The sequence below is a fragment of the Nocardia sp. CA-128927 genome (genome assembly GCF_050955855.1).
Lineage (GTDB): Bacteria > Actinomycetota > Actinomycetes > Mycobacteriales > Mycobacteriaceae > Nocardia.
This window is the reverse complement of the sequence record NZ_CP192087.1, coordinates 6,843,767-6,870,165: the sequence shown is the minus strand read 5'-3', so window position 1 is coordinate 6,870,165 and position 26,399 is coordinate 6,843,767. Positions and strand designations below refer to the sequence as shown.

14 protein-coding genes are annotated in these 26,399 nt (G+C 68.4%); 6 read left to right on the top strand and 8 right to left on the bottom strand.

The genetic code is table 11. The features are described from left to right. Positions 1-136: 136 nt before the first annotated feature. The 3 genes from ACQPW1_RS31475 to ACQPW1_RS31465 all read left to right on the top strand — a co-directional run bounded on the left by ACQPW1_RS31475 (position 137) and on the right by ACQPW1_RS31465 (position 15,924). Entirely contained in the window at positions 137-13,945 is a 13,809-nt protein-coding gene (locus ACQPW1_RS31475; protein WP_433655393.1) for an amino acid adenylation domain-containing protein, read from the top strand. A 58-nt stretch (positions 13,946-14,003) separates the two neighbouring features. After that, positions 14,004-14,999 carry an ATP-binding cassette domain-containing protein gene (locus ACQPW1_RS31470; protein ID WP_433655392.1) on the top strand — a complete coding sequence of 332 codons (996 nt, stop codon included), beginning with the start codon at positions 14,004-14,006 and terminating at the stop codon, positions 14,997-14,999. Positions 15,000-15,102: 103 nt separating this feature from the next. Beyond that, positions 15,103-15,924, top strand: a complete 822-nt coding sequence (locus ACQPW1_RS31465; RefSeq protein ID WP_433665374.1) for an ABC transporter permease — start codon at positions 15,103-15,105, stop codon at positions 15,922-15,924. A gap of 120 nt (positions 15,925-16,044) precedes the next feature. Here ACQPW1_RS31465 and ACQPW1_RS31460 read toward each other — a convergent pair whose 3' ends face one another. After that, positions 16,045-16,380 (bottom strand): RNA polymerase-binding protein RbpA, encoded by a 336-nt coding sequence (locus ACQPW1_RS31460; protein WP_040731279.1) that lies wholly within the window; start codon positions 16,378-16,380, stop codon positions 16,045-16,047. A 295-nt stretch (positions 16,381-16,675) separates the two neighbouring features. Between ACQPW1_RS31460 and ACQPW1_RS31455 the strand changes: the two genes are divergently transcribed. Next, a complete protein-coding gene (locus tag ACQPW1_RS31455) occupies positions 16,676-16,984 on the top strand; it encodes a hypothetical protein (RefSeq protein ID WP_433655391.1) in 309 nt (102 codons plus the stop codon). Positions 16,985-17,242: 258 nt separating this feature from the next. Here ACQPW1_RS31455 and ACQPW1_RS31450 read toward each other — a convergent pair whose 3' ends face one another. Then, on the bottom strand, positions 17,243-18,352 hold the full coding sequence (locus ACQPW1_RS31450) for a hypothetical protein (RefSeq protein WP_433655390.1): 1,110 nt from the start codon (positions 18,350-18,352) through the stop codon (positions 17,243-17,245). 104 nt (positions 18,353-18,456) lie between these two features. Between ACQPW1_RS31450 and ACQPW1_RS31445 the strand changes: the two genes are divergently transcribed. Further along, a complete protein-coding gene (locus ACQPW1_RS31445) occupies positions 18,457-18,675 on the top strand; it encodes a hypothetical protein (protein ID WP_433655389.1) in 219 nt (72 codons plus the stop codon). Between the two features lie 91 nt (positions 18,676-18,766). On the opposite strand, the gene ACQPW1_RS31440 is transcribed toward ACQPW1_RS31445, so the two are convergent. The 6 genes from ACQPW1_RS31440 to ACQPW1_RS31415 form a co-directional block, all read right to left on the bottom strand. Beyond that, positions 18,767-19,177, bottom strand: a complete 411-nt coding sequence (locus ACQPW1_RS31440) for a YybH family protein (RefSeq protein WP_433655388.1) — start codon at positions 19,175-19,177, stop codon at positions 18,767-18,769. Between the two features lie 145 nt (positions 19,178-19,322). Then, positions 19,323-20,723 carry an APC family permease gene (locus ACQPW1_RS31435; RefSeq protein ID WP_433655387.1) on the bottom strand — a complete coding sequence of 467 codons (1,401 nt, stop codon included), beginning with the start codon at positions 20,721-20,723 and terminating at the stop codon, positions 19,323-19,325. 120 nt (positions 20,724-20,843) lie between these two features. Then, positions 20,844-21,989, bottom strand: a complete 1,146-nt coding sequence (locus tag ACQPW1_RS31430) for an LLM class flavin-dependent oxidoreductase (protein WP_433655386.1) — start codon at positions 21,987-21,989, stop codon at positions 20,844-20,846. A gap of 14 nt (positions 21,990-22,003) precedes the next feature. Then, positions 22,004-23,008, bottom strand: coding sequence for an ABC transporter substrate-binding protein (locus tag ACQPW1_RS31425; protein ID WP_433655385.1), 1,005 nt, complete (start codon positions 23,006-23,008; stop codon positions 22,004-22,006). Continuing rightward, entirely contained in the window at positions 23,005-23,808 is an 804-nt protein-coding gene (locus tag ACQPW1_RS31420) for an ABC transporter ATP-binding protein (protein WP_433655384.1), read from the bottom strand. Before ACQPW1_RS31420 ends, ACQPW1_RS31425 begins: the two co-directional genes overlap by 4 nt. Then, positions 23,781-24,518 carry an ABC transporter permease gene (locus ACQPW1_RS31415; protein ID WP_433665373.1) on the bottom strand — a complete coding sequence of 246 codons (738 nt, stop codon included), beginning with the start codon at positions 24,516-24,518 and terminating at the stop codon, positions 23,781-23,783. Before ACQPW1_RS31415 ends, ACQPW1_RS31420 begins: the two co-directional genes overlap by 28 nt. A 319-nt stretch (positions 24,519-24,837) precedes the next feature. Between ACQPW1_RS31415 and ACQPW1_RS31410 the strand changes: the two genes are divergently transcribed. Then, the gene (locus ACQPW1_RS31410; RefSeq protein WP_433655383.1) at positions 24,838-26,343 is read left to right on the top strand and encodes a flavin-containing monooxygenase; all 1,506 of its coding nucleotides are present in this window, start codon (positions 24,838-24,840) and stop codon (positions 26,341-26,343) included. Positions 26,344-26,399: the final 56 nt, after the last annotated feature.

Sequence of the window (26,399 nt, the reverse complement as noted above, 5' to 3'; positions counted from 1 at the left end):
CCGCCACGTTGGCAATCCGGCCGATCAGACGCTCCGAATCATAGGGCGTGGATCACGTTCCACGGTCGGCCTTGCGTGCCTGCTGTGGGACGGGGCTAGGGGAGTTGCGTCAAACAGCGGCAGAACGGAGTGATTGATGAGTTCATTGGCCACGGACAGCGTCGACCAATGTTCATCGGGCGAATCTTCGGCACAACCATTCGTCTTGTCGCCGGCCCAAACGGCCCTCTGGTACGCACAGCGGATTCGTCCGGACGTGCCATTGACGATCGCCCAGTATGTGGAGATCCGCGGTGACCTCGATGTCGGCCGGTTGCTCTACGCGATCGAGCGCTTCGGTGCCGAAGCTCAGGTCGGCCAGGTGCGACTGCGGGAGATCGACGGAATCCCGCATCAGATGGTCGATCCGACGCGTCGGCCGGGCTGGGCCCGGGTCGATCTGCGCGCGGAGGCGGACCCGCACGCGGCGGCGATGCGCTGGATGAACGAGCACGCCAGCTCGCCGATCGATCTCGAACACGATCCGCTCACCACGAATGTTGTACTGCGGACCGGAGATTCGGAGCACATCTGGTACGCCCGGGCGCACCACATCGTGATCGACGGCTACGGCGCGATGAACGCGCTCACCCGCACCGCCGAGATCTACACCGCATTCGACAACCACACCGAGCCGGTGGTGTCCAGGGCGACCCCGCTGGCCGAGATCTACGCCGACGAGGTGCGTTACCGCGACACCAGCCGGTTCCGCGCCGACCGCGACTACTGGCTCGAACAGCTGGCCGGTGCGGGCGAGCCGATGAGCCTCGGCGGCGTCACCGTCACCGCGGCCAGCCACGACGTGGGCAGGCGCACCGCCACCGCGGTGCTCGACGACCGCTGCCAGTCCGCGATGGACGCGGCGACCACCGCCTTCGGCACCGCCAACTCGGCGCTGTTCGTCGCGGCGCTCGGCGCGTATGTGCGCTCGGTGACCGGGAATCCGGATGTGGTGCTGAGCCTGCCGGTGTCCGCGCGCACCACGGTCTCGCTGCGCCGCTCGGCCGGAGTGGTGTCGAATGTGGTGCCGATCCGGCTGAAGTTCACCGCCGACACCACCATCGCCGACGTGGTCAAAGCCACCGAACTGCAGATCACCGGCGCGCTGCGCCATCAGCGCTACCGGCACGACGACATCCGCCGCGACTGCGGCTACTCCCGGGACGCGCGCGGCTTCTTCGGCCCGATGGTCAACATCATGCTGTTCCACAACGAGCTGAAGTTCGGCAACCTGGTCGGCTCGCTGAACGTGCTGGCCACCGGGCCCGTCGAGGACCTGTCGGTCAACCTGTACAACGGCGTCGGCAATCGCATCCACGTCGACTTCGAGGCCAACCCGCGCCTCTACAGCGAGACCGAGGTGACCACCCACCACGATCGCTACCTCGATTTCCTCACCCGCTTCCTCACTTCCGCGCCGGACACCCTCGCCGAGTCGCTCACCGCGCTCACCGCCACCGAACGCGACCGGGTCCTGTACGACTGGAACGCCACCGAGACCCCACCACACACCGGCACCCTCGCGAGCCTGTTCGCCGAGCGCGCTGCGAGCTGCCCCGACGCCATCGCCCTCGAATTCGGCGAAGAGGCACTCACCTACGCCGAACTCGACGACTGCGCCAACCGGCTGGCCCGCCTGCTCATCGCGCGCGGTGCTGGACCGGAGAAGGTGGTCGCGCTGTGCCTGCGCCGCAGCCTCGAGCTCGTCGTCGGCATGTACGCGATCGTCAAGACGGGCGCGGCGTACCTGCCGCTGGACCCGGAGCATCCGGCCGAACGCATCGAGCAGATCGTGCGCCAGGCGGCACCGGTCTGCGTGCTGACAGCCGACCGCGACGAACTCACCCTGCCGGTGGACCGACTCGATATCGATACCGTCGACCTCTCGACCTTCGACCGCACCCCGATCACCGACGGCGACCGCACGGCACCGCTGTGCGCCGACCACCTCGCCTATGTCATCTTCACCTCCGGCTCGACCGGAAAGCCCAAGGGCGTCGGCGTCAGCCACGCCGCGATCGTCAACCGGCTGCGCTGGATGCAGCACGAATACCCGCTCGATCACACTGACGCCGTCTTGCAGAAGACCCCGGCCACTTTCGACGTTTCGGTCTGGGAGTTCTTCTGGCCCTTGCAGATCGGCGCGCGTCTCGTCGTCGCCGAGCACGACGGCCACCGCGACCCCGGCTACCTGGCCCGCCTCATCACCGAAAAGCACATCACCACGGCGCATTTCGTACCGTCCATGCTGTCGGTCTTCGTCACCGACACCGACGTGCGCGGCTGCACCGCCCTGCGTCAGGTGTTCTGCAGCGGTGAAGCGTTGCCCGCCGCGACCGTCCGCGACTTCCACGCCGCATTGCATCACCCTGCCCTGCACAACCTGTACGGCCCGACCGAAGCTGCGGTCGATGTCACCTACTGGCCGTGCACGTCCGATCCGGCGAGTGTGCCGATCGGTTCACCGGTCTGGAATACCCAGACCTACGTGCTGGATTCGCGCCTGCGACCGGTCCCGCCGGGCGTGGTGGGTGAGCTGTATCTGGCCGGTGTGCAGCTGGCCCGCGGCTACCTCGGTCAGCCCCGGCTGACCGCCGACCGCTTCGTCGCCAACCCGTTCACCCCCGGCGCCCGGATGTACCGCACCGGCGACCTGGCCCGCTGGCAGCTCGCCACCGGTCGACCAGGCGTGCTGGAATACATGGGCCGCAGCGACTTCCAGGTCAAGATCCGCGGCCTGCGCATCGAACTCGGCGAGATCGAGGCGGCGCTGCTGTCCGACGACCGGGTCGCCAGGGCGGTCTGCGTGGCACACACCGGCCGCAACGGCGACGAACTGGTCGCCTACATCGTCGCGGCCCTGGACGCCGACGAGTATCGGCCCGCGGTGCCCAGCGCCGGTCTCCCGCATCCGGTCTCCCGAATCGACACCGCCGCGCTGCTGACCACGCTGCGCCGCACCCTGCCCGCGTACATGGTGCCGTCCGCGCTGATGGAGCTCGACGAGCTGCCGCTCAGCGCCAACGGCAAGATCGACCGCAAGGCGCTGCCCGCGCCGGTGCTCGGCGCCCGCGCGGCCAACAGATCGACCGCCGAGCCGCGCACTGAGGTGGAGCGCGTGCTGGCGGGCATCTTCGCCGAGATGCTCGGCACCGACGACATCGGCGTCGAGGACAGCTTCTTCGACCTCGGCGGCAACTCGCTGATCGCCGCCCGCGCGGTGGCCAGGATCAACGCCGCCCTCGGCACCGGCCTCACCATCCGCGACCTGTTCGAGGCGTCGACCATCGCCGCGCTCACCCAGTGCTTCGCCACGCACACCACCGACGTCGCCTCGCCGAAACTCGTTGCGGCCGAACGGCCGGAGCGCATCCCGCTGTCGCTGGCCCAGCAGCGGCTGTGGATTCTCAACCGGTTCGCCGAACACGCCGCCGCCTACAACATGCCCCTGGCAGTCCGGATCGAGGGCGCGCTCGACGTCGAGGCGCTGCGCGCCGGTCTGGTCGACGTGATCGAACGGCACGAGAGCCTGCGCACCACCTTCCCGGAGGTGGCCGACGGGCCGTGCCAGCTGATCCATCCGGCCGCCGAGATCCCGCTCACCCTCGACCCGATCGACGCCACCGGCGCCGACGTCGCCGCACTGGCCACCGAATTCGCCGGATACGGCTTCGATCTGCGCATCCAGGCACCGATCCGGGTGGCGCTCTACACCACCGGACCGGACCGCTGGGTGTTCCTGCTCGTGCTGCACCACATCTGTGGTGACGGCTGGTCGATCGCGCCGCTGGCCAGGGATCTGATGGTCGCGGTATCGGCAAGGACCGAGGGTGCCGCGCCGCAGTGGACACCGCTGCCGGTGCAGTACGCCGATTTCGCGCTGTGGCAGCGCGAACTGCTCGGCAACGAATCCGATCCGGCGAGCGCGCTCAGTGGTCAACTGACCCACTGGCGTTCGGCGCTGGCCGGACTGCCGGACCAGCTCGACCTGCCGCTGGACCGCCCGCGCCCGCTGCGCCGGTCCACCACCGGCGGCCGGGTCGAATTCACCATCGCCCCCGAAATCCGCCGTGCCGCAGGCGAACTGGCGGCCACCCGGGGCGTGAGCATGTTCATGGTGCTGCACGCCGCGCTGGCCACGCTGCTGTCACGGTTGTGCGCGAGCACTGACATCGCCATCGGCACGCCGATCGCGGGCCGCTCCGATCCGGCGCTGGACGAGCTGGTCGGCATGTTCGTCAACACCCTCGTACTGCGCACCGAGGTCGAACCGGCCGCGGGCTTCGACCGCATGCTCGACGTTGTGCGCGAGACCGACCTCAACGCCTTCGCCAACGCCGACGTGCCGTTCGAGCGGCTGGTCGAGGTGGTCAACCCGGAACGCTCGGCCGCCAGGCACCCGCTGTTCCAGGTGATGCTGTCCTACGACCGCGCGCCGGACCTGCGTGTCGAGCTGTCCGGCGTGCAGGCCGAGGTGCTGCCGATCGTCTCCGATATCGCCAAGTTCGATCTGCAACTGGTGGTGCACGACGACATCTCCGACGGTCCGCTGACCGCCGAATTCGGTTATGCCACCGATATTTTCGACGCTTCGACGATCGAGTCGTTCGCTCGTCGCTTCGTCGCCGTGCTCAACGCGGTCGTCGCCGCGCCCAGCATGCCGATCGGCGACCTGACCATTCTGGACCGTCGCGAACTCGCCAACCTGGTGCCGATCGCGGGTTCGCCCGCCGAGCCGTTCAGCACGCTGGCGCAGCTGCTCACCGACACCGCCGAACGGCTGCCGGACGCGGTGGCGGTGCGGTACCTCGGCATCGACACCACCTACCGCGAGCTCGACGAGACATCGAACAAGCTGGCCCGCGCGCTGATCGAGCACGGCGCGGGCCCCGAGGTGGTCGTCGCGATCGCGCTGCCGCGCGGCCTGGACGCCATCACCGCGGTGTGGGCCGTCGCGAAAACCGGTGCGGCGTATGTGCCGATCGATCCGGGTTACCCGGGTGAGCGGATCGCGCACATGATCGGCGACTCCGGTGCGCTGCTCGGCCTGACCGACGCCGAATGCCTTGCGGCCATGCCGGAATGGCCCGCGCCGCGCGGCAAGCACCGCAAGAACCACGTCGATTGGCTGGTGCTCGGCTCCGACGAGCTGGCCGCCGAATCCGTGCACTACACAACGGATCCCATCACCGACACGCACCGGCATCACCCGCTGTGCACGGTGCACCCGGCGTACCTCATCTACACCTCCGGATCGACCGGCACGCCGAAGGCAGTGGTCATCACCCACGCGGGGCTCGCGTCCCTCGCCAACGAGCAGATGCACCTGTTCGGCGTCTCGGATTCGGCACGGACACTGCACTTCTCGTCGCCCAGTTTCGACGCGTCGGTGCTCGAGCTGCTGCTCGGTTTCGCCGCGGGCGCGACCATTGTCGTTGCCCCTGCGGGTCTGTACGGCGGCACCGAACTCGCGGCGTTCTTACGCGACGAACGGGTCACCCATGCCTTTGTCACGCCCGCCGCGCTGGCCACCGTGCCGACCGCGGGCCTGGACGAGCTCGAGGCGGTCATCGTCGGCGGCGAGGCGTGCTCGGAGGAGCTCGTCGAAACCTGGTCGGTCGAGCACCGCATGCACAACATGTACGGCCCGTCCGAGGCGACCGTCGCGGCCACCGCGACCGGTCCGATGGTGCCGGGTCGTCCGGTGCCGCTGGGCAGGCCGATCCGTGGCATGCGCTTGTTCGTGCTGGACGGACGCCTGCACCCGGTGCCGCCGGGCACTCCCGGCGAGCTGTACTTGTCCGGACCCGGGCTGGCGCGCGGCTACCTCGGCCGTTTCGGCCTGACCGCGCAACGATTCCCGGCCAACCCGCACGGCAGGCGCGGCGAGCGGATGTACCGCACCGGCGACCTGGTGGTCGTCGAATCGCCCGGGGGACGGCAGTCGGCGGAGCCGGCGGGGTGGGTGAATGCAGGGCAGCTGCGCTTCCTGGGCCGGGCCGACGACCAGATCAAGATCCGCGGGTTCCGTATCGAGCTGCGCGAGATCGACCACGTGCTGCGCGGCCACCCCGGCGTGAACTTCGCGCTCACCGTGGTGCATACCGACGAGCAGGGGCAGCCGAGGCTCGCGTCGTATGTCACGGCCGAGGTGCCCCTGGACGCCGCGGCGGTCGTCGAGACCGCACGTCAGCGGCTGCCCGGATACATGGTGCCCGCGTCGGTCATCGTGCTGGACGAGCTGCCGGTCACTCCGGCGGGCAAGCTGGATCGAAAGGCGTTCCCGGAACCCGTTTTCGCGGCCGTCGGATCCTCGCGTGCGCCGCACACGGAGCTGGAGTTGCGGGTCGCGGGCGTATTCGGCGACATCCTCGGCCGTCCGGTCACCGGGGCCGAGGACAGCTTCTTCGACGTCGGCGGCAACTCGCTGCTGGCCACCCGCCTGGCCGCGGCACTGCACGCGGAGTTCGGGGTCGACCTGCCGGTGCGGGTGATCTTCGAGGCGCCCACCGTCGCGGGGGTCGCCGAGCGGCTGACGCAAGCGCCCCGGACGCAGCGGTTGGCGCTGGCTGTGCAGACCACGCGTCCGGGACGCATTCCATTGTCGCTGCCGCAGCAGCGACTGTGGTTCCTCAATCGATATTCTCCCGAATCGAGTGCATATAACATCGCTTTCGTTATCCGAATCGCCGGTGATCTGGACGTGGCGGCGCTGCGCGCGGCACTCACCGACGTCGTCGAGCGGCACGAAGTGTTGCGGACGGTTTTCCCGGAGGACAACAACGGGGCACAGCAGTCGGTGCTGCCGACCTCCCGCGCGCTGCCGACGATCGACCCGATCGACGTCGACGACGCGGGTGCCGCGGCGGCACTGCGCACCCTGGCGCACACCGGCTTCGATCTGGTTCGCGACACTCCGCTGCGAACGACGTTGCTGCGCACCGGATCCGAGCGCTACCTGCTCGGCATCGTGGTGCACCACATCGCGGCCGACGGTTGGTCACTCGGCCCGCTGACCAGGGACCTGGCCGCCGCCTATGTGGCCAGGCACGAGGGCGCCGCGCCCGCGTGGGCGCCACTTCCGGTGCAGTACGCGGACTTCGGGCTGTGGCAGCGCGCCTGCCTCGGCGACGAGAACGACCTGGACAGCCTCGCGGGCAACCAATTGGCGTACTGGCGGACCGCATTGGCGGATCTGCCCGATGAGCTCCCGCTGCCCTACGACCGGCCGCGGGCCGCCGAACCCACGCAGCGCGCGGGCGCGGTGAAGTTCACGGTGCCCGAACCGGTGCAGCACGCCCTCGCCGAACTCGGCAAGGAACAGGGCGTCAGCATGTTCATGGTGCTGCGCTCGGCCCTCGCGGTGCTGCTGCGCTCGGTCACCGGCGGCCGTGACATCGTGATCGGCACACCGGTCGCGGGTCGTACCGACACCAAGCTCGACGAGTTGGTCGGCATGTTCGTCAACACGCTGGTGCTGCGTTCCGACGTCGATCCGGACCGCACCTTCGCGGGCCTGCTGCGCGCCGATCGGGACACCGAGCTGGCCGCGATGGCGCACGCCGACATCCCGTTCGAGCGCATCGTGGAGGAATTGGGCCGCGACTCACGGAGTTCCGGCCGTCATCCGCTGTTCCAGGTGGCGCTCAGCGTGCAGGACGGACCCGTCCCGGTGCTGGAGCTGCCAGGCCTCGCGTTGCGTGCCGAGGAACTCGACATCGCGCTGGCCAAGTTCGACCTGGAACTGCGGGTCGCGCACATCGGCTGCGACGCGGGCCCGGGCGAACCCGGTCAGGCCTTCGAATTCGTCTACGCCGCCGAGCTTTTCGACGAGTCGACGATCCACACCCTGGCCGACCGGTTCCTGCGGGTGCTCGCGGCGGTCACCGCCGATCCGCGAGTCCTGTTGCGCGACATCGACGCCCGCACCGAGCGGGAACGGCGCCTGTTCGCGCCGGCCACCGGCGGGGCGACGATGCCGCAGTGCACGTTGTCCGCGTACTTCACCGCCACCGCGCACATGCATCCACAGCGCACCGCCCTGCAGTCGGGCAGCGCCACACTCACCTACGCCGAAGTGGACCGCCGCTCGAATCGACTGGCGCGCGCCCTGCTCGCCCGCGATATCGGGATCGGTGACCGGGTCGCGCTCGGGCTCACCCGATCGGTCGAGTCCATCGTCACGCTGCTCGCCGTCGTCAAGTCCGGCGCCGCGTTCGTGCCGGTCGACCCGAACTACCCGGCCGACCGGATCCGGCACATGCTCACCGACGCGGGCTGCTGGGTCGGCGTCACCGTCGCCGAGCACGCCGAGCGGCTGTACGCGGCCGTCGCCGACGGTCCGGCGACCGACTGGCTGCTGCTGGACGATCCCGGCTTCGTCACCGAACTGGACACCCACGACGACGCACTGGTCGACGACCTGGACCGGCTGTGCACCATCGAGGCGTCCGATCTCGCGTACCTGATCTACACGTCCGGCTCGACCGGAAAACCCAAGGGCGTCGCGGTCACCCACGCCGGACTGTCCAACTTCGCCGACGAGCTGCGCGACCGCATGCGGGTCGACCGGGAGTCGCGCACGCTGCACTTCTCCTCGCCGAGCTTCGACGCCGCCATGCTCGACCTGCTGCTCGCGGTGGGTTCCGGTGCGGCCATGGTGATCTGCCCGCCGGAGGTCTACGGCGGTGACGAGCTGGCGGCGCTGCTGGAGCGCGAGCGGATCACGCACACCTTCCTGACCCCGGCCGCGCTGTCCACCATCGATCACCAGCGCTGGCCGCTGCCGCACCTGCGTGCGCTGATGGTCGGCGGCGAGGCGTGCGCGCCCGATCTGGTGGCCCGCTGGGCGCCGGGACGGACCATGTTCAACGGGTACGGGCCGACCGAGACGACCGTCGTCGCCACCATCGCGACGCTCACCGCCGACCGGCCGGTCACCATCGGCACGCTGGTCCGCGGCGCGCGGGCACTGGTCCTCGACGAGCGGCTGCACCCGGTGCCGGTCGGCGTGCCCGGCGATCTGTACCTCGGCGGCCACGGCGTGGCGCGCGGGTACTTCGACCGATTCGGGCTCACCGCACTGCGTTTCGTGGCCGACCCGTACGGCCCCGCCGGTGCGCGGCTGTACCGGACCGGTGATGTGGTGCGCTGGAACGGCGCCGGCGAGCTGTGCTACCTCGGCCGCAGCGACCATCAGGTGAAGGTGCGTGGCTTCCGCATCGAGCTCGGCGAGATCACCGCCGCGCTCGGCGAGCACCCCGGAGTGCGGTTCGCGCACACCGAGGTTCGCCAGATCGCGGGCGCGGATCGGATCGTGTCGTTCGTGCAGGCTTCCGACGAGCACGCAGGTGTGGATGTGGAGGCGGTGCGCGCCCATCTGGGCGCGCAGTTGCCGACGCACATGGTGCCCACGAGTATCACTGTGCTGGAACACATTCCATTGACACCGGTCGGCAAGCTGGATACCGCCGCGCTGCCCGAACCGCAACTCATCGCCGATGTGGCGGCGCGGGCGCCGGAGACCGAGTCCGAACAACTGGTCGCCAGGGTGATGGCGGAGCTGGTCGGCGTCGACACGATCCGCGCCGACGACAGCTTCTTCGACATCGGCGGAAACTCGCTGCTGGCAACCCAACTCGTCGCCCGGCTGGCCGCGGCGACGAACATCCGCCTCGAGGTACGCACCGTGTTCGCCGCGCCGCGGGTGGCCGCACTCGCCGCGCTGCTCGACTCGGGGCCCGCGGGCTCGGACGCACGTCCGGCGTTGGCGCGTCGCCACCGGCCGGAGCGGATTCCGCTGTCCGCGGCACAGCGTCGGCTGTGGTTCCTCAACCGCTTCAACGGATCCGGCGAATCGACCGACCTGACGGCGGGCGCCTACAACGTGCCGGTCGTGCTGCGGATGAACGGCAAGCTCGACGTCGACGCGCTGGTCATGGCGTTGCACGCGGTACAGGCCAGGCACGAGACCCTGCGCACCGTGTTCCCCGAGACCAACGGCGAACCGGCCCAGCAGGTACTCGATCTGGCCGCCGCCGCGATCACCCTGTTCGTCGCGACGGTCACCCCGGCTGAGGTCGACGACGCGGTAAGGCGTTTCGCCGCACCGGGATTCGACCTCGCGGGCATGGTGCCGATCCGGGCCGCGCTGATCTCCGTGTCACCCGACGGCGACACCGGCGTGCAGAACCCGGCCGAGGTGTCCGACGAACACGTGCTGGTCCTGGTGGTGCACCACATCGCCATGGACGGCTGGTCACTCGAGCCGATGGCCCTGGATGTGGCCACCGCCTACCGGGCGGCCTGCGCCGGACAGACACCGGATTGGACCGACCTCACCGTCCAGTACGCGGATTACACACTGTGGCAACAGGACACGCTCGGCGCCGAGAACGACGTCGACTCGGTGCTGAGCCGTCAGCTCGCGTACTGGCGGCGAACCCTGGACGGCAGCCCCGAGCTGCTCACCGTGCCCGCCGATCGGCGCCGCCCGCCGGTGCCGTCCTACCGTGGCGGGCTCGTCGAATGCGCTGTCGATGCGTTCACCCATCGGGAACTGCGGACGGTCGCGACCAGCAACAACGTCAGTATGTTCATGGTGCTGCACGCCGCGCTCGCGGTGCTGCTGCACCGGATGAGCGCGACCGACGACATCACCGTCGGCACGCCCATCGCCGGGCGCGGCCACCCCGCGCTGGACCGGCTGATCGGCATGTTCGTCAACACGCTGGTGCTGCGCACCCGGATCGACCCGGATGCCAGGTTCACCGACCTGCTGCACACCGTCCGCGACACCGACCTCGACGCGTTCGCGCACGCCGACGTGCCGTTCGAGCGGCTCGTCGAGGTGCTGAATCCGGCACGGTCACAGGCCCATCACCCGATGTTCCAGGTGATGCTCTCGGTGCAGAACCAGCCGGTGCGCGGGCTCGACCTGCCCGAGCTGCGGATCGAGGCGGCCGATATCGATACCGGTATCGCCAAGTTCGATCTGCAGTTCACGTTGACCGAATCGCAGACACCGGAACGGGATCCGGCGGGCATCACGCTGTCGGTGAACTACGCCAGTGACCTGTTCGACGAGCAGACCGCGCTGCGGCTCGGCAAGCGGCTGGTCCGGTTGCTGGCCGCGGTTGCCGCGAATCCGACCACCGCCGTGGGGGATCTGGAGCTGCTCGATCCCGCCGAATGGTCCGGGCTCGCCCCGGTTCGCGGTGCGGAGGCGGACCGTCCCGTCACCTTCCCGGAGGTGTTCGAGGCGGCGGCGAACATCGATCGCAAGGCGATCGCGTTGCGCACCGAGGACACTCAGGTCAGCTACGACGCGCTCGACCGGTGGACGAATCGGTTGGCACGGGTGCTGATCCGTCGTGGTGTCGGCCCGGAAACGCTGGTGGCTCTTGGTATTCCGCGTTCGGTCGAGTCGGTGGCCACGGTGCTCGCGGTGGCCAAGGCCGGTGCCGCGTTCGTGCCCGTCGACCCGCTGTATCCGGCCCATCGGATCGAGCACATGCTGTCGGATTCCGGTGCGGCACTGGGCATCACCCTCGGCGACTACCGCGACGAGCTGCCCGACGGCGTGGAATGGATCGTGCTGGACGACGCGCACTTCCGCGGACTCGTGCTCGACTCGTCCGACGCACCGATCACCGCGGCGGAACGCACCGCGCCACTGCGGATGGACAACCCGGCGTATGTGATCTACACGTCCGGTTCGACCGGTACGCCGAAGGGCGTGGTGGTCACGCACGGTGGTCTGTCCAATTTCGCCGCCGAGACCGCGCAGCGGTTCGACGTCCAACCCGGTTGCCGCGTCCTGCATTTCGCGACGCCGAGCTTCGACGCGGCGATGCTCGACCTGCTGCTCGCGCTCGGTGGCGCGGCCACCCTGGTGATCACGCCGCCCGGTGTGGTCGGTGGGGAAGACCTGGCCAGGGTGTTCATCGACGAGGCGATCACGCACGCGTTCATCACCACCTCGGCACTCGGCACGGTCGACCCGACCGGGGTCACCGAGCTGCGGCACGTGCTGGTCGGCGGCGAGGCATTGCCGCCGGACCTGGTCACCCGCTGGGCGCCGAACCGCAACCTGTACAACGTGTACGGGCCGACCGAGACGACCATCGTCACGGTGATCGGCCAGCCGTTGACGCCCGGCGGTCCGATCACCATCGGCGGGCCGATCCGCGGCGTCAGCGCGACCATCCTGGACATGCGCCTGCACCCGGCACCGGTCGGTGTCACCGGCGAATTGCATCTGTCCGGCGCCGCATTGGCGCGGGGCTACCTCGATCGGCCGGGCCTCACGGCGCAGCGGTTCGTGGCGAATCCCTTCGGCAAGCCGGGGGAGCGGATGTATCGGACCGGCGACCTGGTGCGCTGGTGGTCCGGGCAGGGTTCGCTGGCGGCCGGTCGCGGCTCGGGCTCGGTGCGCGAGATCGAGTACGTCGGTCGCACCGACCATCAGGTCAAGATCCGTGGCTTCCGTATCGAACTCGGCGAGATCGACGCGGCGCTGGCACGGCACGGGGCGGTGGAGTTCTCCACCACCATCGGACATCGCACGCCTGCCGGAACCACCGCGCTGGTGTCATATGTGAAGGCGCGCAACGGGTCCGAGGTGTCCACGGCCGAGCTCACCGAGCACGTGGCGGAGCTGGTGCCGAATTACATGGTGCCGCAATCGATCATGCTGCTCGACGAGGTGCCGCTCAGCCCGGTCGGCAAGCTGGACCGAAAGGCGTTGCCGGAACCGGTGTTCGCCGCCGCGGAGGGCTACCGCGCGCCGTCGACCCCGTCGGAGGCGGCGCTGTGCGCGGCCTTCGCCGCGGTGCTCGGCATGGAATCGGTGGGTGCCGACGACGGGTTCTTCGAACTCGGCGGCAACTCGCTGCTCGCCACGAAAGTTGTTGCGCAGGTGCGGGCCAACGGCCTGGACCTGCCGGTGCAGCTGATGTTCGGCGAGGCGACCCCGGCGGCCATCGCCGCCCGCCTCGACGGCTCGGGTGCGGGCATCGCGGCGGCGCTGGGACCGGTGCTGCCGATCCGGCCGAACGGTTCCGGGGCACCGCTGTTCTGCATCCATCCCGCGATCGGGCTGGCCTGGTGTTACTCGGGGCTGCTCGCACACCTCGCGCCGGACCGTCCGGTGTACGGGTTGCAGGCACCGCACGTCGCGGGCGAGGACGGCTTCGCCTCTATCGCTGAAGCCGCCGGACAGTATGTGGCACATATCAAGTCGATCCAGCCGACCGGGCCCTACCATCTGCTCGGCTGGTCGCTCGGCGGCCTGATCGCGCACGAGGTGGCGGTGCGGCTGCAAGAAGCGGGCGACCAGGTCGCCATGCTGTCGATGATGGACAGCTACCGGCTCTCCGATGCCTGGCTCGAGCACGCGATCCCGAGCGTGGCCGAGATCATCGAGGAGTTCGGCAGCGACCAGCTCGACACACCGCTCGATCCGGCGATGAACCTGCGCGACGCGGCAGAGCTGCTGCGCGCGCGGCCGGGGCCGTTCGCGGCGCTCACCGTCGAGCACCTCGAACGGCTCTACGCCGGGTACACCAACGGCACCCTGCTCGCGCACAGCTTCCGACCCCGCGTCTTCGACGGCGACCTGCTGTTCTTCACCGCCGCCGCGGACGAGATCAACCGGGCCGATCCGGAACGGCGTGCGGCCGCGTGGCAACCGTTCGTCACCGGCACCGTCGATGATCATGAACTGCCGTGCCGGCATTCGGCGATGACCGCACCCGAATCGCTTGCCGCGATCGGTCCGGTGTTGCGCCGGAAGCTGGACGGGGAGCCGGGGCCGAACGGGCACTCGGTAAACGGAGATACGAAACGAGCCAAGAACGGCTCGAAGCCTGCCATCGGGATCAGAAAGAAGGAGAAGCAGAGATGAGTGGGCGTTACGACATACCGGCCTCGATGGCAAGGGAGTCGCTCGTGGAGGTTGACCAGTGAGCTTGGCAGTAGAAGTCCTCGGCCTGGTGAAGAGCTACGGCAAGATCCGGGTGCTCGACAACATCGATCTGCAGATTCCGACCGGCACGGTGATGGGCCTGCTCGGGCCGAACGGTGCGGGCAAGACGACGACGGTCCGCATCGTCACCACGCTGCTGCGCCCGGACGCCGGGTCGGTCCGGGTGGCCGGGGTGGACGTGCTGCGCAATCCGGGCGCGGCCCGGCGGCGGATCGGGCTGTCCGGCCAATACGCCGCGGTGGACGCGAATCTGTCCGGCTACGAGAACCTGCGGATGGTGGCCCGGCTGTACGGGATGTCGCAGCGGCAGTCCACCGCACGGGCCGAAGAGCTGTTGAACGCGCTCGGGTTGGAGCATGCCGCGCACCGCAGGGCGGCCACCTACTCCGGCGGTATGGCGCGACGGCTCGACCTGGCCGGTGCGCTCGTCGCCCGGCCCGCGGTGGTGGTGCTGGACGAACCGACCACCGGACTCGATCCGCGCGGCAGGCTCGACATGTGGCGCGTCATCGGCGATCTCGTCGACGACGGCACCACCGTGCTGCTCACCACCCAGTATCTGGAAGAAGCCGATCTGCTCGCGGATCGGATCACCGTGATCGACCGCGGCCGGGTGATCGCGCGCGGCTCCGCGGACGAGCTGAAGATGTCCATCGGCGGCGACCGGCTCACCGTCACCCTCGCCGCCGGACAGGACGTCAAGCCCGCGCTGAGCGTGCTCGCCCAGGTCGGCATCGGCGAGCCGAGCCACGAGGCGGGCACCGACGCGGTGTCGATCGTGGTCGGCGACGGCTCGCGCACCATGGTCGAGGCGCTGCGCAGGCTCGATGACGCGGGCGTGTGCGTGGTGGACGCCGAAGTCCACCGCCCCAGCCTCGACGACGTATTCCTTTCGCTCACCGGCACGCCGGCCCGCGATGCGGCCGACCGCCAGCCAGAAACCGATGACGTACAAGAGGAGATCCTGTCGTGAGAGAGCGTAGCGAACGAACCGAAGACACAGCCGCCCTTGCAGGCACGACGGAACCGAGCGTCAGCGAGGTGCAGTCGTGACTGCCGTGGTCGAAGTCCCGAAAATGCAAGTTGTCCAGTTCGATTCGGGGCCGCGGTTGCGGATCTTCCGGGACAGCGCGATCGTCGCCCACCGCAATCTGCTGACCATCCTGCGGGTGCCGACTTTGCTGGTGACCGCGACGATTCAGCCGCTGATGTTCGTGTTCCTGTTCGCCTATATCTTCGGTGGGTCGCTGGGCGGCAGCCAGTACCGTGAGTTCCTGTTGGCTGGAATCTTCACGCAGACAGTCGCTTTCAACGCGGCGTTCACCACCGTCGGGCTGGCCAGTGATCTGCAGAAGGGCATCATCGATCGGATGCGCACGCTGCCGATGTCGCGGCTCGCCGTGCTGATGGGTCGCACGTTGTCCGATCTGGTCGTCAACGTGCTCAGCCTCGCCGTGATGGTCGGCTGCGGTTACGTCGTCGGCTGGCGGATCAACGGCGGAATCGCCGACGCCGTACTCGCTTTCGGCGTGATCCTGCTCTTCGCCTTCGCCATGTCCTGGGTCGGCGCGCTCACCGGCCTGATGTCACCGAACGTCGAAGTAGCGCAAAGCGCAGGCCTGATCTGGCTCTTCCCCCTCTCCTTCATCTCCTCCGCCTTCATCCCCGGCCAAACCCTCCCCGGCCCACTGCGCACCATCGCCGAATGGAACCCCATCACCGCCGTAGCCGGCGCAGGCCGCAAACTCTTCGAAAACGACGCCCCACCCACCTTCGCCCACGCCACCGGCTGGGCCGCCGACCACTGCGTCGAATACGCCATAGCCTGCTCCCTGCTAATCCTCGCCCTCGCCGTCCCCCTCGCCCTCCTCCAGTACCGAAAAGTAGCCAGCCACTAGACATTCAAGATCAGACTGATCCAGGGGGACTCACAGATCGTGCACACGGTTCACAGAGGCTAGACGCGGGTATGCGAAAGGCCGCCTTCATCTTTCGATGTAGGCGGCCTTTTCGGCTGATTAGACCCGGCGGCGGGTCTTGAGGAGGTCGAGGCGCTCCTTGAGCAGCTCCTCGAGCTCTTCCTTGCTGCGACGCTCCAGCAGCATGTCCCAGTGGGTGCGCGGGGGCTTGACCTTCTTGGTCTCGACGGTGGTGCCCTCGATCAGCATGCCTTCCTGACCGTTGCGGCAAAGCCACGTCGGGGGGATCTCGGCGTCGTCGGCGAACGGGACGTCGAACTCTTCACCGTTGTCGGTGCGGTACCGGGCGATCCGACGCGGAGCCAGGTCGTGGTCGCGATCGGTCTCGTAGCTCACCGCTCCGAGCCGACTGCCCCGGAGTACGCGATCTGCCATGGTGTGCCTCTCCCTGTGTGCTCGAGTCTTGTTGCTGCGACCGTACGAGCGGTTGGTGCTCGCTGGACCTTATGTGCAACGAACGGGCCTGCGCCGATAGTTCCCGACGGGCCACGGAACCGTTCCATTGTAGTGCCAACGGCGCGCCGACCTCGCCGCGCCCGCCGTCCGGCGGTTCTCGGGGGTCGCTGAGCGGGTTCGCGGCGTCGAGCGATTAAGGTTCTGCGTCATGTCGCGCCGCTCGCTGTCCCGCTAGGGGGTGTGTTCCATCTCTGATCGTCGTCACTCTCGCCAGATGTCCTGCCTGTGGTGTGGGCGGGAGATCGTGGAGTCCGAGGCCGGGCGTCGCCGCCGGTACTGCCGTCAGTCCTGTCGCCAACGTGCCTACGAACATCGCAACAGTCTCAAGGGAACGGGGATCCCGGACGACTCCGTCGTGCTCAGCGCCCAGGAGGCCGCCGATCTGGCGGACCGCTGGTTCGCCGCCCGCTGCGCCGCCGAGGACCTCACCATCGCCATCGACGAGGGCGCGAGTCCCGATGAGCTGGCGACGCTGGGCAAGACGCTGCTCGAGCTGACTCGGGACGCGGAACGCCTACGCTGACCGGCACGTCCAACACATCTGCCTCGAGGTAGGAACCGTGCTCTCGCCGCACTTGGCCTGGCTCTGCGCGCCGCCGAGCTCCTCGAGACTCACGTCGGATCACCTTGTTGCCGGTGACGAACGGCTCAGGTAGTCGCGCACCCACGTCGAACGCCGACTTCTCGTCGGGCGCAACGTGATGGGTGTCGACGAACGCCGCAGCATCAGTCGAGAGCCGGTTCCTACCTCGAGTGCGATGGGGACAACCGGACCGGGTAGCTACACGCGGATGTCGGTCGGCTTTGGATCGGTCACCAGACGTAGCGAGGTGGGCTCCGGGTGGAGGTTGGCTGAGGCATCGAGGCGCACCGTGGCCCGGGCCCGCCAGTAGATGACACCGAGCAAGACGGCGACGCCTGAGGTGAGCCCGGCGAAGGCGGTCAGGGTGGTGCCGTCCGGGTGGACGAGTGACTGGGCGCGCATCGCTTGGGTGAACACAATGGCCAGTAGACCGGTATAGCCGAGGGCCAGCACGCCGATTACCGCGGCCCGGGTGCGTTCGGCCCGCAGCCAGGGGTACCGCGGGGCCAACCACGCCAGGACGACGACAGCCAGAAGCAGCACCTGGATGCCGTGCAATCCGATGAAGTGGGGGACACGGAGGTCGCCACCGATCGTGCTCCAATGTGTGATCGGCATGCCCGCCGCGCCGTCACGTGGCGACAGATCGCGGTGGGCGGGATCGATGACGGTGTGTCCGGCGACCAGTTCGACGACGTTGCCGTCGGTATCACGGACCAGTTGCTTACCGGTGAAACCCATCAGATACCCGAGCATCATCCCGACGACCGCCAGGAACAACCCGGCATGGATCGCCCGCGTGGTCGGCCGATCCACCAGCCGCTGCCAGGACAGGATCAGCACGATGATCAGGTTCGCCAGGAACAGCCCGGGCACCCCGGACTGGAACACCTGCTGGCCGATCTCGTTCACCGCGTCGGTCTCGTCGTTGAAGTGGCTGAACGTGCCGCGCGCGGCCTGCAGGGCGATGAAGCCGACATCGATGAACCCGGTCACCGCGAACACCGTGCCCAACCACCAGGTCGCACGACTGCCCCTGTGCGGCAACGACAACAGCCACGCCAGCGTGAGCCCGTAGAGCCCGAACGCCACCCCGAACTTCAGCGGCTTCAACCAGACCGACTCACCGAGCAGCATGCGATCGTCGACCAGCATCGCCACCAGACAGAAGACGACCAACGCGGCCATCGTGAGCGTCATCCAGGTCAGCGGCCGATGCAGCCGGGTAGCGGCCTCGGCGACCGCGCCGCGGCGGCGCGGTCGCGCCGTCGACCGATTGGCGAGCGCGGCGGAGTGTGTTGTTGGCATGAACCGACGGTAGGAATCGGCACCCCCGGAAGACGTCCCGCCGCAGCGCCATTCGCGTCTAGCACCGGAGTACTGACGACCTGCTCGCCGACGCGAACTGTGGTGTGAGCCAGAGACCTATCGCAGGGAACCTGCACCCCGGCGGACCGGCCCCCGCCACGTCCGATCTCGCAGCAATGACCATCGCGGTCGATGATGTGGCAGCCGCCCGCGCAATCGTGGACAGCGCTGGCATCGACACCCGCGGCACCTTCGACGGATTCTTCGTCTCAGCGCGCGACGCGTACGGCTTCGGCCTGTTCTTCAGCCCGGCCGCTGGTTGAAGTGACAGCCGCACGCCTTCTGATTTCCCGCACGCAGACTTGCCGGACTGACACGCGTGCGGATGTCAAAACCCGTGCGGCTGCCGACCGATCAGACGGCGGGCAGGCTGGCGTCCGGGAACGAGTGGTGCTCGTGCGACACGATCCACCGCCCGTTTTCCTTGCGCAGGCCGAGGGTGAGGCGCAGGCGGCGGTTCGGGTCCTTGGCGAAGTCTTCGGCCGTGCCGCACAGCAGCAGGGCGTGGGCGAACGCGACGTCGGCGCCCGCCGTGACGTCCAGCGAGACGATCTCGAACGTCGCGCCCTGCGCCTGCCACTCGAAGAAGCCGGGCCAGGCCGCCTGGTAGGCGTCGATACCGCGCAGGCCCTCGTCCGGCGGCGGCACATCGAACATGACGATGTCGGGTGCGTGATCGGCGAGAACGGCAGCCAGGTCACCCGCGTGCACGGCGGCGGCCCACCGCTCGATCAGAACCCGGATCGTCTTCTCGTCGTCCGACATCGTTCATCGTCCCTTCATACGGCGCCTCACCAGTACGTTCGGCATCTAGTGAGCCTGCCGAAAACGCGCATGGGGCGCAATGGATTCCACGTCATATGTGAGATATCCCGACTGACGCGGGTCGGTTCCTGCTGCTGAGCGGCGGTTAGTCAGCAGCAGCGGGCGCGAGAGTGGAGCGTTTGCGGCCGTATCCGAGGTAGACGGCGAGGCCGACCACCACCCACACCGCGAACCGCACCCAGGTCAATCCGTCCAGGGTCGTCGCGAGCAGCACGCACCCGATCAGCGCGAGCACCGGAACCACCGGCACGAACGGCGTCCGGAACGGCCGCTCCCGCTCGGGCTCGGCCCGGCGCAACACCAGCACGCCCACGCACACCACCGCGAACGCGGACAGCGCCCCGATGTTCACCAGCTCCACCACGATGTCGATCGGCAGCAACCCGGCGATCGTCGCGCAGAACACACCGAGCAGCAGCGTCAACCGGACCGGCGTGGACTTCTTACCGGTCTGCGCAAGACCGCAGGGCAGCAACCGATCTCGGCACATCGCGAACGCCAGCCGCACCTGTGCGTAGACGATCATCAACAAACCCTTGGTCAACGCGATGATCGAGGCGACCACGATGACATTGCCGATCCAGCCGATCTTCAACCCCTCGAACGCCGTCGCGATCGGTGCCCCGTTGTTCAGCGACGCGAACGGCGCGATACCGGTCAACACGGCGCTGACCAGGGCATACAGTACGGTCGCGATGAGCACCGTGCCGATGATGGCGAACGGCACGTCCCGGCGCGGATTGCGCGCCTCCTCGGCCGAGGCCGCCACCACATCGAAGCCGAGGAAGGCGAAGAACGCGATGGCCGCGCCGCCGACGATGCCGCTGAAACCGAAGGGCGCGAACGGAGTCCAGTTGTCGATGTCGATATGCGGCGCACCGACCGCGACCACCAGCACCAGCACGCCGATCGTCACCCCGACCAGCGCCTTAGTGATCCGCGCGGTCAGCGACACCTCGCCGACCAGCACCGCGACGATCACGCAGATGATCAGCACCGCAGGCAGATTCACGATCCCGCCCTCGGCCGGACCCGCCGCGATGGCCTTCGGCACCGTGATCCCGAAGATCGAATCCAGCGCCGACACCGTCGTCCCGGACCAGCCGATCGCGACCGCGGCCCCCGCGATCACGAACTCCAGCAACAGATTCCACCCGACCAGGAACGCGGGCCCCTCGCCGAGCGTGGCGTAGGTATAGGTGTACGCACTGCCGGACACCGGCACCATCGCCGCCAGCTCGCTGTAGCAGAGCGCGACCAGCACGCAGACCGTCCCGGCCAGCAGGAACGACAGCACGATCGACGGCCCGGCCTTCTCCGCGGCGGCCACGCCGGTGATCACGAAGATGCCCGCGCCGACGATGGTGCCGACGCCCATCGACGTGAGGTCGACGCGTCCGAGTCTGCGCGCCAGCGTCGGCGCTCCGTCGGTCGTCGCGGTGTCGGGCAGGCGGCGGCGCCATCGCTGAGCGGCTGGGGTGGTCATGACTCCCTTATGAACTCGTCTAGCGGTCCCGCCTGTGAGCCGGACCGACAGACCATTCTGATTGAAGTGAGTCAGTCACCGTTAACTGGGTGTAACTGGGGAAGTCGGCGACCAGGTAAATCAGCTGCTGGACGACGCCGCGAAGGGTGTCGCGACCGGGGTGGCGGCCGGGCGGGACGGGTGGCTCCAGAGCCCCTTGCGCTCCAGGATCGGCAGCACGCCCTCGCCGAACCAGTACGCCTCCTCCAGGTGCGGATATCCGGACAGGATGAAGTGACTGATGCCCAGCTTCGAGTACTCGATCAGCCGCTCGGCGACCTCGGCGTGCGAGCCGACCAGCGCCGTGCCCGCGCCACCGCGCACCAGGCCGACCCCGGCCCACAGGTTGGGCGCGATCTCCAGCCGATCGGTGCTGCCGCCGTGCAGCTCGGACATCCGCCGCTGCCCCTCCGACTCGCTGCGCGCCAGGCTCGCCTGCACCCGCTCGACGTCGGCCGGATCGATGCCCTGCAGCAGCCGATCCGCCTCGGCCCACGCCTCCTCCGAGGTGTCGCGGCTGATCACATGGATGCGCAGGCCGTAGTCGAGGATGCGGCCCTGGTCGACGGCCAGCCGCCGGATCCACTCCAGCTTCCTGCTCACCGCGAGCAGCGGCTCACCCCAGGTGAGGTAGGTGTCGGCGTAGCGGGCCGCGACCGGTCCGGCCGGTGCCGAGGAACCGCCGAAGAACACCGGCGGAACCGGATCGGGCCGGTTGCTCAGCAGCGCGTCGCGGACGTGAATGTGCTCGCCCTCGAACGTGATCGGCTCGTGCGAGTTCCACAGCTCCCGCACCACGTGCAGGAATTCGCCGGTGCGCGCGTAGCGCTGCTCCTTGTCCAGGAAGTCGCCGTAGGCCTGCTGCTCGTGCGGCTCGCCGCCGGTCACCACGTTCAGCAGCAGCCTGCCCTGCGAATGCCGCTGGAAGGTGCCCGCCATCTGCGCCGCGAGGGTCGGGCTGACCAGGCCGGGGCGCAGCGCGACCAGGAACTTCAGCGTCTCGGTGGTGTCGACCATCATCGCCGTGGTGAGCCAGGCGTCCTCGCACCAGGCGCCGGTCGGCGTGAGGACGGCCTCGAAGCCGTTGTCCTCGGCGGCCGCGCCGATCTGGTTCAGGTAGCGCAGCGTCGCGGGACGGTCACCGGACATGAAGGTGCCGTGCCCGCCCGCGACCAAGCCGCGGGAATCGCCGTAGGTGGGCAGGAACCAATGGAATGACAATGTCATGGTGAGCCAACTCCTCAGGAAGCGGGGAACAGGTCATTGAAACGGGTGTCGGTGAAGTCGGTGATGTTCACCTTTCCGGGGATGAGCCCGGCGCCGGCGAACGCATCCGCGACACCCTGTTCGGCGGTGATGGCGGCGGGGTTGAGCTGATGGTCTTGGTAGCGGCCACGTTTCACGACGGTGAGAATCACGTCATAGGGCAGGCCGGTGAGCTCGGCGTAGGTCTTCGCCCACTGCTCCGGGTGATCGTTCACCCAGGTGTGTGCCCGCGCGATCCGGGCCAGCAGGTCGCGTAGTGCGGCGGAGGTCGCCTTGCTGTCCAGCGCCTTGTTGCTGGCGACGAAGAAGGCATCGCCTGCGACATACCCGGTGCCGTTCACCAGGATTCGCGCGTTCGACTGCTGCTCGGCCTGCGCGGTGTACGGGTCCCAGATGGCCCAGGCGTCGACTCGGCCGGTGGACAGCGCGGCGAGCGCGTCCGGCGGCTGCAGGTACTGCGGTTCGATCTGATCCCACTTGATGCCCGCCTTGTTCAGCACGGCGAGCAGGTGGTGGTGCGCCGAACTACCCTTGGCGACAGCGATCTTCTTGCCGCGCAACTCTTCCGGGGAGCGCAGGGGCGAATCCTTGGGCACCACGATGGCTTGGCCCTCGGTGCCGAGCTGATAGCCGCTGACGATCTTGATCGCCGACTTGGCCGCGGCCGCGAACACCGGCGGGGCATTGCCGACACCGCCGACGTCGACCGCACCGGAGTTGATCGCCTCCAGCATCGGCGGGCCGGACTGGTACTGCGACCAGGTGATCTTGTAGGGCGTCTTGTCCAGCTCGCCCGCGGCGGTGAGCAGTGCCTGGAGCCCAGTGCCCTTCTGATCACCAGCGTGCAACGTCACCTGAGAGAGGTCGATCGAACCGTCGGGGCGGACCGCCGCATCGTCGGCCTTGTCGGACCCACAGGCTGAGCCGACCGCCACGACCAGTGCGAGAGTCGTTGCGAGCAGCAGCCTTCTGGCTTTCATGCGGTTCCTTCCGGTGCCACGCCCAGTTCGGCGAGCAGTGTGTTGCGCAGGGAGAGCAGGTGCGGGTGGTCGTTGCGGCGCGGGCGCGGCAGCTCGATGCGGGACTCGTGGGCGATGCGGCCGTCGCCGAGCACGAGCACCCGATCGGCCAGCCGCAACGCCTCGTCGACGTCGTGGGTGACCAGCAGGACGCCCGGTTTGCGGCGCTGCCACAGGTCGATGACCAGGCGGTGGATGGTGATCCGGGTCAACGCGTCGAGGGCGCTGAAGGGCTCGTCGAGCAGCAGCAGATCCGGCTCCCGGACCAGCGCGCGGGCCAGGCTGGCTCGTTGCGCTTCACCGCCGGAGAGGGTGAGCGGCCAAGCGTTCGCGTGCTCAGCGAGGCCGACCTCGGCGAGTGCGGCACGGGCCGCGGCCTTGGGGTCGCTGTGGCGCAGGCCGAGAAATACGTTGGCCAGCACTCGTTTCCACGGCACCAGGCGCGGTTCCTGGAAGGCCACGGCGATGGTGCCGTGCGTGGTGAGCTCGCCTTCGATGCCGCGATCGAGGCCCGCGAGTGCGCGTAGCAGGGTGGACTTGCCCGAGCCGCTGCGACCGAGCAGTGCGACGAATTCGCCTGGCGCGATGTCGAGATCGAGTCCGTCGAGGACGCGACGGCCGTCGAAATCGCGAATCAGCCCGCGTACCCGGGCAACTGGCGTCTCCGCCGCGTCTTCCGCAGAAGTCGTTGCCGCCGAATGCCATTCGACGTCTTCGATCCGCTCTTCGGTGATCACTGCCCCAGGAATCCGCGTCGCCATGCCAGCGCCTTTCGCTCGATCAATCGGACGAACGCGTCGGTCAGCAGACCGAGCACGCAGTACACCAGCAGTCCGACGACGATGACGTCGGTGCGCAGGAACTCCCGGGCATCGTTGATCAGAAACCCGAGTCCCGCATCGGCATTGACCTGCTCGGCGACGATCAACGCCAGCCACGCGATACCCAGCGACTGACGCAACCCGACCAAGGTCTGCGGCAGCGCTCCAGGCAGCACGATGTGCCCGATCAAAGCGATCCGGCCGAGCTGCTGCACCCGAGCGAGCTCGGCCAACTTGCCGTCCACGCCCCGGATTCCGGCGAACGTATTGAGATACAACGGAATCGCCGCACCGAACGCGACGAGCACCACCTTCGGCAGCTCACCGATCCCGAACCACAGGATGAGCAACGGGATCAGCCCGTAGAACGGCACCGTCCGCAGCATCTGCATCGGCGGATCGACGACGTACTCGCCGACCGTGCTCAGTCCGGCGATGATGGCTAGGCCGATCCCCAGCACGGCACCGATCACGAACCCCGTCGCCGCCCGGCCGAGCGATACCGTGATCGCCTCCTGCAACGTGCCTTCCTGCAGCAGCTCCCAGGTGGTCCGCACAACCGTTACCGGCGAGGCGAGCAGCCGTTCCGGCAGCACACCGCTGACGCTGGCCAGCTGCCACGCCAGCACGATGACCAGCGGGCTGACCACCCGCAACCAGGTCTTGCGCGGCCGCCACCGAGCCGCCGACCGAACCCGAATCGGTGTCGGCTCCAAGACAATTGATGACACGCGACACCTCGGGTAGGGGACAAGATCTCCGGTGCGCTGCTGAGCACGCCGCAGTTATCCATGCTGTGCGCGCGGCGCGGCGGAGTCACCGTTTGAAACCAGCGAGGTTTTAATTACGCCCGGTCGGCAGCATGTTCTCAGCAATCGGCACTAGACGTAACCTTGAATAACACGTAACCTCGACCAAAGCTCTCGGTCGAAGGTGACCGAGGCGTGACCAGACGAAACGAGTTCCTCAATGACGCGGCATGTCGACGTACTGATCATCGGCGCCGGCCTCTCCGGCATCGGCATGGCCTGCCACCTCACCCGCGAGCAAACCGGACGCAGCTACGCGATCCTGGAGCGCCGCTCGGCGATCGGCGGCACCTGGGACCTGTTCCGGTACCCCGGCATCCGTTCCGACTCGGACATGCTCACCTTCGGCTACGGCTTCCGCCCCTGGATCGGCACCAAGGTGCTGGCCGACGGCCCGAGCATCCGCCAGTACGTCGAGGACACCGCCGTCGAATACGGCGTCAAGGAGCACATCCACTTCGGTCGCAAGGTGACCACCGCCCGCTGGTCGAGCGAGGCAGGCATCTGGACGGTCGAGGCACTCGACGAGCAGACCGGCGCCATCGAGGTCTTCACCAGCAACTTCCTCGTCGGCTGCACCGGCTACTACGACTACGACAACGGTTACCGCCCGGAATTCCCCGGCGAGGCCGACTTCGGCGGGCAGATCGTGCATCCGCAGCACTGGCCCGAGGATCTCGACTACCGCGGCAAGCGGGTCGTGGTGATCGGCAGCGGCGCCACCGCCATCACCCTGATCCCCGCGATGAGCAAGGACGCCGCGCATGTCACCATGCTGCAGCGGTCGCCCACCTACGTCACCGCGCTGCCCGCGAACGACCCGGTCGCCGTCGGCATGAAGCTGGCCCGCTTGCCCGCGAAGCTGGCCTACCGGTCGGGCCGGGCGCGCAATATTGCGTTGCAGCGCGCCAGTTTTCAGCTGTCCCGCACCAATCCCGCCGCGTCGCGCAAGGTGATGCTCGGCGCGGTGCGGATGTGGCTCGGCCCGAACATCGACATGCGGCACTTCACGCCGTCCTACAACCCGTGGGACCAGCGGCTGTGCGTCGTGCCGAACGGTGACCTGTTCAAGGTGCTGCGCAGCGGCAAGGCGGCCATCGTCACCGACCGCATCGAGACCTTCACCGAGACCGGCATCCGCCTCGCCTCGGGCGAGGAACTGGAAGCCGACATCGTGATCAGCGCGACCGGCCTGCGCGTGCAGATGCTCGGTGGCGCCACCCTCGAGCTCGACGGCGAGCCGGTGGTCACCCGCGACCGGGTCGTCTACAAGGGTGCGATGCTCGACGGCGTGCCCAACGCGATGATGGTCCTCGGCTACACCAACGCCTCGTGGACGCTCAAGGCCGACCTCGCCGCCGAGTACTTCTGCCGACTGCTCAACCACATGAAGTCGCGTGGCTACACGAAAGTGGTTGCGGTGGCCGAAGAAGGCGAACGTTCCGCCGATTCGGTCATGGGCGGCGCCCTCACCTCCGGCTACATCCAGCGCGGCGATGCGGTCATGCCCCGGCAAGGCACGACCGGTCCGTGGCAGGTCGTCAACAACTACTTCCGTGACCGCAAGATGCTGCGCAAGGGTGCGATCGAGGACGGCGTCCTCACCTTCACCCGCACTGCGGACGAGGCGGAGAAGCGCCCGCTCGAGGCCATCCGCACCGCCTGAGCCGCACGCTTCCTGATTTCCCGCACCGAGATTCGCATGCGATTCCAGGTGCGGGA

Bases quoted from the DNA above. Each gene is read 5' to 3' on its own strand.
- ACQPW1_RS31425 (WP_433655385.1), bottom strand. From the start codon at position 23,008: ATGAAAGCCAGAAGGCTGCTGCTCGCAACGACTCTCGCACTGGTCGTG.
- ACQPW1_RS31430 (WP_433655386.1), bottom strand. From the start codon at position 21,989: ATGACATTGTCATTCCATTGGTTCCTGCCCACCTACGGCGATTCCCGC.
- ACQPW1_RS31450 (WP_433655390.1), bottom strand. From the start codon at position 18,352: ATGCCAACAACACACTCCGCCGCGCTCGCCAATCGGTCGACGGCGCGA.
- ACQPW1_RS31410 (WP_433655383.1), top strand. From the start codon at position 24,838: ATGACGCGGCATGTCGACGTACTGATCATCGGCGCCGGCCTCTCCGGC.
- ACQPW1_RS31455 (WP_433655391.1), top strand. From the start codon at position 16,676: ATGTCCTGCCTGTGGTGTGGGCGGGAGATCGTGGAGTCCGAGGCCGGG.
- ACQPW1_RS31465 (WP_433665374.1), top strand. From the start codon at position 15,103: ATGCAAGTTGTCCAGTTCGATTCGGGGCCGCGGTTGCGGATCTTCCGG.
- ACQPW1_RS31460 (WP_040731279.1), bottom strand. From the start codon at position 16,380: ATGGCAGATCGCGTACTCCGGGGCAGTCGGCTCGGAGCGGTGAGCTAC.
- ACQPW1_RS31440 (WP_433655388.1), bottom strand. From the start codon at position 19,177: ATGTCGGACGACGAGAAGACGATCCGGGTTCTGATCGAGCGGTGGGCC.
- ACQPW1_RS31435 (WP_433655387.1), bottom strand. From the start codon at position 20,723: ATGACCACCCCAGCCGCTCAGCGATGGCGCCGCCGCCTGCCCGACACC.
- ACQPW1_RS31475 (WP_433655393.1), top strand. From the start codon at position 137: ATGAGTTCATTGGCCACGGACAGCGTCGACCAATGTTCATCGGGCGAA.
- ACQPW1_RS31420 (WP_433655384.1), bottom strand. From the start codon at position 23,808: ATGGCGACGCGGATTCCTGGGGCAGTGATCACCGAAGAGCGGATCGAA.